The sequence below is a fragment of the Inquilinus limosus DSM 16000 genome (genome assembly GCF_000423185.1).
GTDB classification, from domain to species: Bacteria; Pseudomonadota; Alphaproteobacteria; order DSM-16000; family Inquilinaceae; genus Inquilinus; species Inquilinus limosus.
In genome coordinates, this window is record NZ_AUHM01000013.1 from 152,169 (window position 1) to 164,820 (window position 12,652).

The following is a 12,652-nucleotide window of genomic DNA, read 5'->3' on the forward strand; positions in this document are numbered from 1 at the left end:
TCCATGCCCCTGCTGTTCTCTGGCCACAGGCTCACCGGACAGGGACGTGCGCCGAGACCAGGTGTGAACCCGGCCGGACGGCCTCTTCCCGAAACGGCGATGACGCTTCATCCTACCAGGATGCTCGATTCCGCCGAGATCATCTGCTGGCTGCTCGGGCCCGCACGCGCCCTGCCCTCGCCGGCCCCGCTGCTGCAGGAGCTGGCCCAGCGCCTCGTCCAGGCCGGCTATCCGCTGTGGCGGCTGACCTTCCACCTGCCGCAGTTCCACCCGCTGATCAGCGCCGCCACCTATGAGTGGCGGGCCTCGGCCCCTGAGGCGCGCGAGATCCGGTTCGAGCGCGAGCGGGCCGACGGCGAGATGTATCACAACAGCCCGATCGGGGAGATGCACCGGACGGGCGCGATGGTCCGACGGCGGCTGACCGGCCCCGAGGCCAATATCGAGTTCCCGCTGCTGGCGGAACTGCACGCCGAGGGAGCGGCGGACTATGTGCTGATGCCGATGCGTTTCGGCACCGACCAGCGGACCACCGGCTTCGGCATGGTCTCCGACATTCCGGATGGATTTTCGGACGATCAGATCGCTCTGGTGCAGCACATCCTGCCCGCGCTCGGCGCCGTCTGCGAGATCATGGTCGACCGGCAGAAGATGGCGCATCTGCTCGACACCTATGTCGGGCGCGAGGCCAGCCGGCGGATCCTGGAGGGCGAGGTGGTGCGCGGCGGCGCCCGGTCGCTGGAGGCGGTGATCCTGTTCTGCGACATGCGCGGCTTCACCGCCCGGGCCGAGGCGACGCCGCGCGATGCCCTGCTGCAGCTGATGAACGAGTACTTCACCATCGTCGTCGGCGCGGTGCACGGCGCCGGCGGCGAGGTGCTGAAGTTCATGGGCGACGGCGTCCTCGCCATCTTCCGCCTCGGCGACGGCGAGGCGGCGGAGGAAGCCTGCGCCCGCGGCCTGATCGGCGCTCTGGACGCCTTCGCCGGCCTCGACGCCCTGAACGACCGCCGCCGGGCCGAGGGGCTGGACGCGATCGAGGCGGGAATCGCGCTGCATGTCGGCGAGGTGATCTTCGGCAATATCGGCGCGCCGGACCGGCTCGACTTCACCGTGGTCGGGCCGGAGGTGAACCGGGCGGCGCGTATCGAGCAAATGACCAAGCTGATCGGCCGGCGCATCCTGACCTCGTCCCGCTTCGCCGAGCTGTGCCCGGTGCGCCTGATCTCCTGCGGCACCCGCCGCCTGCGCGGCGTGCCGCAGCCGCAGGAGCTGTTCACGCCGGCCGCCGAGCTGCGCGGCGAGACGATTCCCAACGCGGCGTAGCTCCGCTAAGACGACCTCAGGAAAACAGCGAGCCGCCGTTGACCGCGATCGTCTGGCCGGTCATGTAGCCGTTGCCCGCGAGCAGCAGGACCGCCTGCGCGATCTCGTCACCCGTTCCGGTTCGCCCGACCGGAATGCGGGCGGCAGCACCGGCCTCGATCAGCGGCCTCCCCATCTCCGTGTCGATCAGGCCCGGCGCCACGGCGTTGACCGTCACGCCCTCCGGCGCGAGCCGCAGGGCATAGCCGCGCGTCAGGCCTTCGAGCCCGGCCTTGGATGCGGCATAGGCAATGCTGACCGAGCCGGAGCCGATGCGGGCTCCGATCGAGGAGATATTGACGATCCGGCCCCAGCGCCGCGCCCGCATGCCCGGCAGGACGGCCTGGGTGCAGAGAAAGGCGGATTTCAGATTGACCGCGATGGCGCGGTCGAAATCCTCTTCCGTGATGTCGTCGAGGCCGCGGACAGCCGCCATGCCGGCATTGTTGACCAGGATGTCGACCGGGCCGAGCTGTTCCTCCACGTCACGGACCATGTTCTGCACCGCGGTTCGAAGCGAAACGTCGGCGCCGAAAGCGGCGGCGCGGCCACCGCCTTTGCGAATGGCTTCGACGACGACCTCCGCCTCCTCGGCACGGCTGCGATAGTTCACGGCGACCGCAGACCCCGCCTCGGCCAAGGCCAGGGCGACCGCCTTGCCGATGCCGCGCGAGCCGCCGGTGACCAGGGCCACCCGGTTCTTCAGGTCAGTCATGCCCTGCAGTCTAACACCCGAACCTACCCGGCGGTCGAGCCGGTGACGGCGGCCAGCGCCTGCACCAGACGATCGAGATCGGCCTCCTGCGTGTAGAGGGCCGGCGTCACCCGGATGCACTGGCCGGCCGCGACGCCGGCGCGCCGCACCGTCAGGACGCCATGCGTGTCGCGCAGCGTCGCCACGATCGCGTCGTTCGCCGCCTTGTCGGACCGCCCCGCCAGGCGGAACGAGGTGATCGCGCCATAGCTGCCGGGCTCGTCCGGGGTCAGGATCTGCAGGTCCTTGAACCCTTTGGCCCGCGACACCCAATAGTCGCGCAGATGGCGCAGCCGCGCCTGCTTCCGAGCCGCGCCGATCTCCTGGTGCAGGGCGATCGCCTGCGGCACGGCCAGCACCGCGGCGAAGTTCACCGTGCCGGTGTGGACACGGGAGCGGATATCGGCCTCCGGCCAGTCCTCGTCGGCCATGTCGCGATCGATGTCGGGCAGCCGGTCCTTGCGGATATAAAGGAAGCCCACGCCCAGCGGCGCGCCGATCCATTTGTGCAGGTTGAAGCCGACGAAATCGGCGCCGAGATCGGTCACTGCGAAGTCGATCTGGCCCCAGGAATGGGCGGCATCGACGATCACATCCACGCCGCGCGCCTTGGCCATGGCCGCGATCTCGGCGACCGGGATCACGAGTCCGGTGCGGTGGCTGAGCTGGGTCAGCAGCAGCAGGCGCGCCTTGGGGTTGGCGGCGAGGACCTGCTCATAGGCGTCCAGCACGGCCTGGCGCGTCGCCGGCTCCGGCAGCGCGAACTTCACCACCTCGACGCCGCGTCGGGCCTTCAGCGCGTTCATCGCGTACTGCATCGAATCATAGTCGAGATCGGAATAGATCACCGCGTCGCCTGGCTGCAGCCGGTTGTAGTTGCCGATCAGCAGTTGCAGCGCCTCGGTCGCGCCGCGGGTCAGGGCGATCTCCTCCGGCGCCGCGCCGACCGCCATGGCTACGGCCTGCCGAACCTTCTCCAGATCCGCGCCCGACTTGGCCCGCGCGTAGAAGGAGTTGTCGCGGTTGACCATGTCGGTCAGGCGCAGGTACTCGCGCCGCACCGGCTCGGCCATGATGCCCCAGTAGCCGTTCTCCAGATTGGTGATCTCGCCGGTCACCGCATAGAGCTTGCGCACCTCGTCCCAATAGGCGCCTTTCCGGGCGAGATCGGCTGCGGTTCCCTCGGGCGCGGCCGGAAGCACGGCCGCGTCGGCGGTCCCGGTGCGCGTCAGCGCCGCAGCGGCGACCAGGCTGCCGACCAGGGTCCGCCGGCGGATCGCGAAGGCAGTGTCGATCATCGGTCTCTCCCTTTTCGAAGTCGCCGGAAGGAACCATGTCGGTGGCGAAGGATTGACGACGGGCCAATGACAGCTCGGTGACGGCCCGCGGCAGTGGTGAGACTGGCCCCTGCCCGTCCATGCCCGTATTCTGCCGGAAAACTGGGATTCGTCCGATGAACGCTGCCGCCCTGCCCGCCTCCGTCGAGGAGACCCTCGCCCTGCTGTCGCGCGGCGACTATGTCGCCGACCGGCCGCTGGCGACCGCGCTGTTCCTCGCCCTCAGGCTGAAGCGGCCGCTGTTCCTGGAGGGCGAGGCCGGCGTCGGCAAGACCGAGATCGCCAAGGTGCTGGCCACGACGCTGGGCCGGCGCCTGGTCCGGCTGCAGTGCTATGAAGGCCTCGACATCGCCGCTGCGGTCTATGAGTGGAACTACCAGCGCCAGATGCTGGAGATCCGCCTGGCCGAGGCCGGCGGCATGCAAGACCGCGACCAGCTGTCCAGCGACATCTTCGCCGAGCGTTTCCTGATCCGCCGTCCGCTCTTACAGGCGCTGGAGCCGGATGTCGCCGGCCCGGCCGTGCTGCTGATCGACGAGTTGGACCGCACCGACGAACCCTTCGAGGCCTTCCTCCTGGAGGTGCTGTCCGATTTCCAGGTGACGATCCCGGAGCTCGGCACCATCAAGGCGGCCGAGCCGCCGATCGTCATCGTCACCTCGAACCGCACCCGCGAGATCCACGACGCGCTGAAGCGCCGCTGCTTCTACCACTGGGTCGACTATCCGACGGCGGAGCGCGAGCGCGCCATCCTGCACGCCAAGGCGCCGAACACGCCGGAGGCGCTGAGCGCCCAGATTGTCGCCTTCGTGCAGAAGCTGCGCCGGATGGACCTGTTCAAGCAGCCGGGCGTGGCCGAGACTCTGGACTGGGCCCAGGCGCTGACCGAGCTGGACGTGCTGGAGCTGGACCCCGACGTGGTGCGCGACACGCTCGGCACCATCCTGAAATACCAGGACGACATCGAGCGCATCCAGGGCGCCGAGGCGGCGCGGCTCCTGTCCGAGATGCGGGCGGAGATCAACGCCGCGGCCGCCGCGGTGTCGATGCCGGTATGAGCGACGGCGGATTCGCCCCGATCCCGACCGACCGCCTGCTCCTGCGGCGTTTCGCGGCGCGGGATGCCGAGACGTTCCGCGCCTATCGAGACGATCCCGAGATCGCGCGCTGGCAGGGCTGGGACGGCTGCAGCCGGGAGGAGGCCGGGGCCTTCGTCGCCGAGATGGAAGCCGCCCCTTACGGCCGGCCGGGCCGATGGTTTCAGATCGCCGTAGCCGACCGGGCGGACGACCGGCTGCTGGGCGACATCGGCGTTCATGTCCTCGCCGCGGAGCCGCGGCTGTCGGAGCTCGGCGTCACCTTCGCCCGCGGCGCCCAGGGACGCGGCCATGCGACCGAGGCGCTACGGGCCCTGATCCGCCGTCTGTTCACGGAGGAGACCCGGCACCGGCTGCACGCGTCGATCGATCCGCGCAACGCCCGCTCCGTCGCCCTGTTCGAGCGGCTGGGCTTCCGACGCGAGTCGCATTTCCGGCGCTCGGTCTGGGCCAAGGGCGAGTGGTGCGACGACGTCGTTTACGCGCTGCTGGCCGAGGAGTGGAGCGGCCGACATGCCGGCTGAGCCCGCCGCGGCCGAGAAGGGCCGCCTCGCCCTCAACGTCATGCAGTTCTGCCGCGCCCTGCGCGCCGCCGGCCTGCCGGTCGGGCCCGGCCGCACCTTGGCGGCGCTGGAAGCGCTGGAGATCGTTGGCGTGGGAAGCCGGCAGGACGTCTACTGGGCGCTGCACGCGACGCTGGTGAACCGGCGCGACCAGCGCGAGATCTTCGACCAGGCGTTCCACCTGTTCTGGCGCAACCCGGACATGTTGAAGCGCGCCATGACGCTGATGCTGCCGCAGATCCAAACCGGCAAGGAAGAGGAGCGCGCGGTCAACCGGCGGGTCGCCGAGGCCTTCGCCGACCGGCGCCAGCCCGGCCGCGGCGAGGCGTCCGAGGACGCGAAGGAGCCGCCGGAGCTGGAGGTCGATGCCAGCCTGACCTTCTCCGAACGCGAGAAGCTGCAGCACAAGGATTTCGAGCAGATGAGCGCCGAGGAGCTGGCCCGCGCCCGGGCGGCCATTGCGCGCTTTCGCCTGCCGGTGCGCGACGTGCCGACCCGGCGGTACAACCCCCATCACACCGCGGCGCTGATCGACATGCGCCGGACGCTGCGGCAGTCGCTGCGCGCAGGCGGCCATTCCATCGACCTGGCCCGGCGCATCCGCCGGACCCGGCCGCCGCCGCTGGTGGTGCTGTGCGACATCTCCGGTTCGATGAGCCAGTATTCGCGCATGCTGCTGCATTTCCTGCACGCGGTGACGACCGAGCGCGACCGCGTGCACAGCTTCGTCTTCGGCACAAGGCTGACCAACATCACCCGGCAGCTGCGCCGCCGCGACGTCGACGACGCGCTCGACCGCGTCGGCCGGGCGGCGCAGGACTGGGGCGGCGGCACCCGCATCGGCGCCTGCCTGGCCGAGTTCAACCGGGTCTGGGGCCGCCGCGTGCTGGCCCAGGGCGCCGTGGTGCTGCTGATCACCGATGGGCTCGACCGCGACGCCGGCGACCGGTTGGAGGCCGAGATCGATCGGCTGCACCGGAGCTGCCGTCGCCTGATCTGGCTCAACCCCCTGTTGCGCTGGGACGGTTATGCGCCAAAATCTATGGGAGCCCGTGCCTTGATGCCGCATGTCGACGAGTTCCGCCCGGTGCACAGCCTGGCCAGCCTGGCCGCGCTGATCGACGTGCTGGCCGAGGCCCCGGTCCACGGTGACAGGCGCATGGCCAAGTGGCGAAGCCTCGCCAGCGGATCAAACCATGCGCTGGGAGACCAAGCGCATGGGTAATTTGATCCGCAACTTATAGAGTAGCGATCTGGTCCTCGGACCAGATCGCGGCCAGCAGGAGGTGGTTCGATGACCGATCGTGACGACGTTCTGGCCCAGGCCGCGTCCTGGGCCGCCGAGGGGCGCCGGGTGGCGCTGGCCACCGTGGTCTCGACCTGGGGCTCCTCGCCGCGCCCCGCCGGCAGCCAGCTGGTGATCGACGGCGACGGCCGGATGGAGGGTTCGGTCTCCGGCGGCTGCATCGAAGGCGCCGTGGTGCGCGAGGCGCTGGAGGTGATGGATGACGGCAAGCCGCGCCTGCTCGATTTCGGTGTGACCGACGAGCAGGCCTGGGAGGTTGGCCTGGCCTGCGGCGGCAAGGTCCAGGTCTTCGTCGAGCGGCTTTCATGAAGCTCGCCCTTCTTCAGGCGCTGCAGGCGGCACGGGCGGAGCATCGCGCCGCCGCGCTCGTCACCGACCTGATGACCGGCGCCCAGGCGCTGTGGGTCGACGGCACGGCGACGGACGATGTCGCGGTCGACGACGCCGTTCGCGCCGCCGTGCAGGAGGCGATCCGGCACAACCGCAGCCGCATCACGCCGGACGGAAGGCTGTTCATCCACGCCTTCGTGCCGCCGCTGCGGCTGGCGATCATCGGCGCCGTCCACATCGCCCAGGCGCTGGCGCCGATCGCGGCGATCGCCGGTTATGACGTCACCGTGATCGATCCACGCCGCGCCTTCGCCTCGGACGAGCGCTTCCCGGGCGTGAAGGTCAGCACGGAATGGCCGGATGATGGGCTCGCGGCGCTGAAGCCGGATGCCCGCACCGCGGTCGTCACCCTGACCCATGACCCGAAGCTGGACGACCCCGCGCTGGACGTGGCGCTGCGGTCCCCGGCCTTCTACATCGCCGCGCTCGGAAGCCGGAAGACGCATGCCGGGCGGGTCGAGCGGCTGACGGCCCGCGGCCACGGGGCGGAGGCGCTGGCCCGGATCCATGGGCCGGCCGGCCTCGCCATTGGCGCGGTGTCGCCGGCCGAGATCGCGATCGCCGTGATGGCGCAGATGACCGCCGTGCTGCACGGGGCCGAGCCTCACGGAAAGGTGCCCGCGTGATCTTCGGCTCCCTGCCCACGGCCGAGGCCGCCGGCGCCATCCTGGCCCACGCCGTCGCCGCCGGCGACACGGTGTTCCGCAAGGGACGGCGGCTGAGCGAGGCCGATATCGCGGCCCTGCAGGCCGCCGGCGTGCCGGAGGTGCAGGCGGCGCGGCTGGAACGCGGCGACATCCACGAGGACCAGGCGGCCGAGCGGGTGGCCGCGGCCGTGCAGGGGCCGGGGCTGACCGCCAGCGCCGCGTTCACCGGCCGGGTCAATCTCTATGCCGAGGCGGCCGGCGTGGTGGTGATCGACCGCGAGCGGATCGACCGGCTGAACCGGCTCGACGAATCCATCACCATCGCCACCCTGCCGGAATGGGCCGAGGTCGCGCCCAAGCAAATGGTGGCCACGATCAAGATCATCCCCTTCGCCGCGCCGGGCGATGCGGTGTCGCTGGTCGAGGCCATGGCGGCCCTGCCGGCGCGGGGCCCGGCGGTGCGCCTGGCCCGCTACCGGCCGCTCAAGGTCGGGCTGATCCAGACGAAGCTGCCGACGACCAAGCCGACGGTGCTGGACAAGACCGCCCAGGTGACGGCGGAGCGGCTGGCCCGGCTGGGCGGCACGCTGGTGCGCGAACGCCGGTCGGATCACCGGGCCCCGGCGCTGACCAGCGAGATCCGCATGGTGCAGAATCTCGGCCTCGACCTGCTGCTGATCGCCGGCGCCTCGGCCATCACCGACCGGCGCGACGTGCTGCCGGCGGCGATCGAGGCCTCCGGCGGCATCGTCGAGCATTTCGGCATGCCGGTCGACCCCGGCAACCTGATCCTGATGGGCCGGATCGGCGCCATGCCGGTGCTGGGCCTGCCCGGCTGCGCCCGTTCGCCCAAGCTGAACGGCTTCGATTGGGTGCTGCAGCGCATCGCCGCCGGCCTCACCGTCACCCGGCTCGACGTCATGGCCATGGGCGTCGGCGGCCTCCTGGCCGAGATCCCGACCCGCCCCCTGCCCCGTGACCGCGCCGCCGAGGGCAACGGCATGCCGCGCGCGCCGGCCATCGGCGTGGTGGTGCTGGCGGCCGGCCAGTCGCGGCGCATGGGCGAGGTGAACAAGCTGCTGGCCCCGGTCGAGGGCAAGCCGATGGTGGCGCATGCGGTCGATGCCGTCTTGGAAGCGAAGGGCATCGGCCCGGTCGTCGTCGTCACCGGCCATGAGCACCAGCAGGTCGAGGCGGCGCTGGCCGACCGGGCGGTCATCTTCGCCGCCAATCCGCGCTATGCCGAAGGGCTCAGCACCTCGCTCGCCGCTGGCCTCGCGGCGTTGCCGCATGAGGTCGACGCCGTCATCGTCTGCCTCGGCGACATGCCGCGGATCAGCCCGCGGCTGATCGAGCGGCTGGTCGCCGCCTATGCGCCCGCGGAGGGCCGCTCGATCGTGGTGCCGACCCACAACGGCAAGCGCGGCAACCCGGTGCTGTGGGACCGCCGCTTCTTCCCGGCCATGGCCGCGGTCGCCGGGGATGTCGGCGCCCGCCACCTGATCGGCGAGCATGCCGACGAGGTGGCCGAGATCGAGGCCGGCGACACGACGGTGCTGTTCGACGTCGACACGCCCGAGATCCTGGCGACCCTGACCGAGAGCAAGGCGCGGACGCGATGATGGATGCGCTCTACGACCAGGCGATCCTGCAGCGGGCGCGGGCGGCGACCGGCGCCGGGCGGCTGCCGCAGCCGGACGGGTCGGCGATGATCGACAACCCGCTCTGCGGCGACCGCGTCACCATCGATTTGACCCTTGCGGACGGCAGGGTATCGGCGGTCGGCCATCTGGTGCGCGGCTGCGTGCTGTGCGAGGCGGCGGCGGCGCTGATCGCGGAGAAGGCGATCGGCCAGGCACCGGCGGCGCTGCGTGCGGTGGCCGCCGGGATCAAGCCGATGCTGCGCGAAGGGGCGCCGCCGCCCTGGCCGGAGCTGGAGATCTTCACCCCGGTCCGAACCGTGCGCAGCCGGCACGACTGCGTCGAACTGCCGTTCCGGGCGCTGACGGCGGCGTTGGACGAGGCCGGCGCTTGATCCAGCGCCGAGGCGGGCACATTTAGAGGCACTTCTTGCCCCGACACCGCATCGGCTCTCATGAAATCCTCCGACGCTCAGATCCTGATGGTCCCGGGCCTGGCCTCGCCGGACGAAGGCCACTGGCAATCGCGCTGGCAGTCGCGGCTCAAGACCGCGCGCTGGGTCGGCGACGCTGATGATCCGGCGGACCGGGACAGCCGGGTCGCGGCCCTGGTCGCGGCGGTCGAGGCGGACGACAAGCCGGCGGTGCTGATCGCCCATGGCGTGGGCGTGCTGGCAGTGGCCTTCGCCGCGCCGCGCTTGAACGGCCGTGTCGCCGGGGCGCTGCTGGTGGCGCCAGCGGATCCGGCGTCTGCCGGAGCGCCCGGTTACGAGAACGTGCCGCGCGATCCCCTGCCCTTCCCGTCCATGCTGGTCGCCAGCGCCAGCGATCCCCATTGCGCCCAGGCCGTGGCCGACGATCTGGCGGCGGCCTGGGGCAGCCATTTCATCGACGCCGGCGACGCCGGCCATCTCGACAGCGCCAGCGGCCATGGCCCCTGGCCGGAAGGCCTGACCCGCTTCGCCATGCTGATGGCGCGGCTGTAACAGCGCCCCATCAGCCTTTCGCCGCCTCGAACTCCTGGACCAGCCGTTTCGGCGCCACTGCGCGCCAGCGGCGCAGCAGCAGAGCCTCGACCGCACGCGGATCGGCCTGCGGCAGGCGCATCAGCACGATCGGCAAGTCGCGGTAGTGCGGGGTGAGGTGGAACACCTCGGGCTCGGCCTCCATCAGCATCTCGCGCTCGTCGAAGCCAATGCCGAGCACGACCAGCGTCTCGCCATCCTCGCGCAGCCGGGTCAGCAGCTTGCCCTTCACCTTCAAAGCCGGCGTGCCGTAGGAGGTCCCCCGTTCGACGCCGGGCCAAGCCAGGGCGATGGCGCAGACATCGTCGAAGGTCATCGCCGCCCTCCCTCGTCGTCAGGCGGCCTGCTGGCTCCGCGCCCGGGCCGCGCTGACCATCTCCATCCAGCGCCGCCCGACCTCGCGAGCGAAGCGGATCGAAGCCGGGACATGCTCCGCCAGCTGGTCGCGGTGGCTGGCGAAGAAGGCCGGGAACTGCTGTTGCGTCCACTCCGGAGAGACGTCGATCCAACCCTGGACGATGTCGGCCGTGATCTCGAGGTGGAACTGCAGCCCGTAGACGCCCGGGCCCGCGGTGAAGGCCTGGTTCGGGCAGGCAGCGTTGGTCGCCAGCAGAGTCGCGCCCTCCGGCAGATCGAAGGTGTCGAAGTGCCAGTGCATCAGACGCGGCAGCGCCAACCCCTGCAACAGCGGATCGGTTTCCGCCGCGATGGTCGCCTCGATCGCGGTGAAGCCGATCTCGGGCGTGTGATGGCGGCGCACCGCGCCTCCCAGCGCCCGCGCCAGCAGCTGGCTGCCGAGGCAGATGCCCAGCACCGGCTTGCCGGCCACGGCGAAGGCGCGGATCGCCGCCAGCTCGGCCGGCAGATATGGGTGCGCGGCATCGTCGGCCGCATGCTGCGTGCCGCCGAGCACCAGCAGCCCGTCATGGCCGGAGACGTCCGCCGGCAGCGTATCGCCGTGCTCCGGGAACCGCACATCCTCGACTCCGCCGGCTTCAGCGATGGCGTCGCCGATCACGCCCGAGGGGGTCAGGTCCGCGTTCTGGATGGTCAGGATCTTCACGGGCTCGCTCTCTCCGGCAATGGGTCGGGAAAGGCTAAGGGCCATGCCGCTCCGGAACCAAATGCCGAGAATGCGGGGCGGTCCCGGCGTCAGAGGGCGTCCTGGATCATGAACTTCAGATAGGCCGCCTTCAGCAGCCACCGCCGCCAGGGGCCGAGCGGGAAGCGGGTCGGCGGCGTCGCCATCAGCGCCGGGATGCCGACGCCGGGCACCGGGCTGCCGGTCATGGCATGGGCAACGGCGCGGCCGGCCCAACCGGCGCTGGCGACGCCGTTGCCATGATAGGCCAGCGCGTACCAGACGCCGGGATCGTCCGGCACCTGACCCAGCATCGGCGTCAGATTGGCCGACAGGCAGACCAGGCCCGACCAGAAATGCGTGGTCTCGACGCCACGCCAGGCCGGATAGGCAATGCCGATCCGGCCTTCCAGCCAGCGCCGATAGCGCGCCGACGCCTCCGGGCTGCCCCAGGTGCCGCCGCGAGCGCCGAGCAGCAGCCGCCCGTCCTTCAGCAGCCGGAAGTAGAACAGCAGGTTGCGGGTGTCGGACAGCGGCGTCTCTGTGGTCCAGCCCTGCACTGCGCGCTCCGCCTCGGTCAGCGGCCGGGTGACGACGATGTTGGACAGGGCCGGCAGGAAGGTGCCGGCCAGATAGGGGTGCAGCCCGTCGGTGGTGTAGCCGTTGGTGGCGATCAGCACCCGCTTCACCCGCAGCGAACCTCCCGGCGTGACCAGCCGGTGCATGCCGCCCTCCCGCTGCCAGCCGGTGACGCGGCTGCGGTCGTGGATCCTGGCGCCGCGGCCCAAAGCGGCCCGGGTCAGGCCGCGATGATACTTCAAGGGATGCAGGCCGAAACCGGCGGCATGGTGCAGCGCGCCATGCGCCTCCGGCCCCGCATGGCCGCGCTCGCGCAGCTCCTCCCGGCTCCACAGCGTCGAGACCAGGCCGGAGACCTCGCGGTCCCAGCGCGCATCCTCCTCCAGCTCGCGCATCCGGCTCGGCTTGTGCGCGACGCTGATGACGCCGTCGCCCTGGCGGTCGAGATCGATGCCCTCGTCCCGGGCCAGCGCCGCCACCAGCTCGGTCGCCTCGACCTGGGCGGCGTAGTAGCGGCGCACCTCGTCGCGGCCGACCCGCCGCAGCATCGCCGGACCGGACAGCTTGGCCGCGCCGACACAGTTGAAGCCGCCATTGCGGCCGGAGGCGCCCCAGCCGATCGGCCCCGCCTCCAGCACCCGGACGTCGACGCCGAGGTCGCGGGCCAGGTACAGCGCCGCCGACAGGCCGGTGTAACCGCCGCCGATCACGGCGACGTCGCAGGCCTCGTCGCCCGCGAGCGGCCCGCAACCCTCGGGCGGCGGGCCGGCGGTGTCTTCCCAGTAGCTCGGAACGGTGCGGGCGGTGTCGGCGGTGGCCGGGTGGTAAAGACTGTCCTGGCTCATCCGATCCGCTCACTTGTCACCGG

14 protein-coding genes are annotated in these 12,652 nt (G+C 71.1%); 9 read left to right on the forward strand and 5 right to left on the reverse strand.

The features are described from left to right. Positions 1 to 99: 99 nt before the first annotated feature. Positions 100 to 1,326 (forward strand): adenylate/guanylate cyclase domain-containing protein, encoded by a 1,227-nt coding sequence (locus G537_RS37945; protein ID WP_162146109.1) that lies wholly within the window; start codon positions 100 to 102, stop codon positions 1,324 to 1,326. A 16-nt stretch (positions 1,327 to 1,342) separates the two neighbouring features. Here the strand turns inward: G537_RS37945 and G537_RS0114055 are convergent, their stop codons facing one another. Together G537_RS0114055 and G537_RS0114060 are read right to left on the reverse strand one after the other, a co-directional pair. Then, positions 1,343 to 2,080, reverse strand: a complete 738-nt coding sequence (locus G537_RS0114055) for an SDR family NAD(P)-dependent oxidoreductase (protein WP_026870662.1) — start codon at positions 2,078 to 2,080, stop codon at positions 1,343 to 1,345. Positions 2,081 to 2,103: 23 nt separating this feature from the next. Then, positions 2,104 to 3,417 carry an aminotransferase class V-fold PLP-dependent enzyme gene (locus G537_RS0114060; RefSeq protein WP_026870663.1) on the reverse strand — a complete coding sequence of 438 codons (1,314 nt, stop codon included), beginning with the start codon at positions 3,415 to 3,417 and terminating at the stop codon, positions 2,104 to 2,106. A gap of 155 nt (positions 3,418 to 3,572) precedes the next feature. On the opposite strand from G537_RS0114060, the gene G537_RS0114065 reads away from it, so the two are divergent. From G537_RS0114065 to G537_RS0114100, 8 genes are all read left to right on the forward strand, one after another. Next, positions 3,573 to 4,514, forward strand: coding sequence for an AAA family ATPase (locus tag G537_RS0114065; protein WP_026870664.1), 942 nt, complete (start codon positions 3,573 to 3,575; stop codon positions 4,512 to 4,514). Next, on the forward strand, positions 4,511 to 5,077 hold the full coding sequence (locus G537_RS0114070; protein ID WP_026870665.1) for a GNAT family N-acetyltransferase: 567 nt from the start codon (positions 4,511 to 4,513) through the stop codon (positions 5,075 to 5,077). The genes G537_RS0114065 and G537_RS0114070 overlap by 4 nt, the downstream gene beginning before the upstream one ends. Then, positions 5,067 to 6,341: a vWA domain-containing protein gene (locus G537_RS37950; protein ID WP_051248406.1), complete on the forward strand. Its 1,275-nt coding sequence runs from the start codon at positions 5,067 to 5,069 to the stop codon at positions 6,339 to 6,341. Before G537_RS0114070 ends, G537_RS37950 begins: the two co-directional genes overlap by 11 nt. Positions 6,342 to 6,410: 69 nt before the next feature. Further along, complete coding sequence (locus G537_RS0114080) at positions 6,411 to 6,731, forward strand: XdhC family protein (protein WP_026870666.1); 321 nt, start codon at positions 6,411 to 6,413, stop codon at positions 6,729 to 6,731. Then, positions 6,728 to 7,438, forward strand: coding sequence for an XdhC family protein (locus G537_RS0114085; RefSeq protein WP_026870667.1), 711 nt, complete (start codon positions 6,728 to 6,730; stop codon positions 7,436 to 7,438). Before G537_RS0114080 ends, G537_RS0114085 begins: the two co-directional genes overlap by 4 nt. Beyond that, positions 7,435 to 9,081, forward strand: a complete 1,647-nt coding sequence (locus G537_RS0114090; RefSeq protein WP_026870668.1) for an NTP transferase domain-containing protein — start codon at positions 7,435 to 7,437, stop codon at positions 9,079 to 9,081. The genes G537_RS0114085 and G537_RS0114090 overlap by 4 nt, the downstream gene beginning before the upstream one ends. Continuing rightward, positions 9,078 to 9,494 carry an iron-sulfur cluster assembly scaffold protein gene (locus tag G537_RS0114095; RefSeq protein ID WP_026870669.1) on the forward strand — a complete coding sequence of 139 codons (417 nt, stop codon included), beginning with the start codon at positions 9,078 to 9,080 and terminating at the stop codon, positions 9,492 to 9,494. Before G537_RS0114090 ends, G537_RS0114095 begins: the two co-directional genes overlap by 4 nt. Before the next feature lie 60 nt (positions 9,495 to 9,554). Beyond that, positions 9,555 to 10,085, forward strand: a complete 531-nt coding sequence (locus G537_RS0114100; RefSeq protein WP_026870670.1) for an RBBP9/YdeN family alpha/beta hydrolase — start codon at positions 9,555 to 9,557, stop codon at positions 10,083 to 10,085. Positions 10,086 to 10,095: 10 nt separating this feature from the next. On the opposite strand, the gene G537_RS0114105 is transcribed toward G537_RS0114100, so the two are convergent. The 3 genes from G537_RS0114105 to G537_RS0114115 form a co-directional block, all read right to left on the reverse strand. Then, a complete protein-coding gene (locus tag G537_RS0114105; protein WP_026870671.1) occupies positions 10,096 to 10,440 on the reverse strand; it encodes an MmcQ/YjbR family DNA-binding protein in 345 nt (114 codons plus the stop codon). A gap of 18 nt (positions 10,441 to 10,458) precedes the next feature. Then, positions 10,459 to 11,187 carry a type 1 glutamine amidotransferase gene (locus G537_RS37955; protein WP_051248407.1) on the reverse strand — a complete coding sequence of 243 codons (729 nt, stop codon included), beginning with the start codon at positions 11,185 to 11,187 and terminating at the stop codon, positions 10,459 to 10,461. 89 nt (positions 11,188 to 11,276) lie between these two features. Continuing rightward, positions 11,277 to 12,629, reverse strand: a complete 1,353-nt coding sequence (locus G537_RS0114115) for an NAD(P)/FAD-dependent oxidoreductase (protein ID WP_026870672.1) — start codon at positions 12,627 to 12,629, stop codon at positions 11,277 to 11,279. Between the last annotated feature and the right edge of the window lie 23 nt (positions 12,630 to 12,652).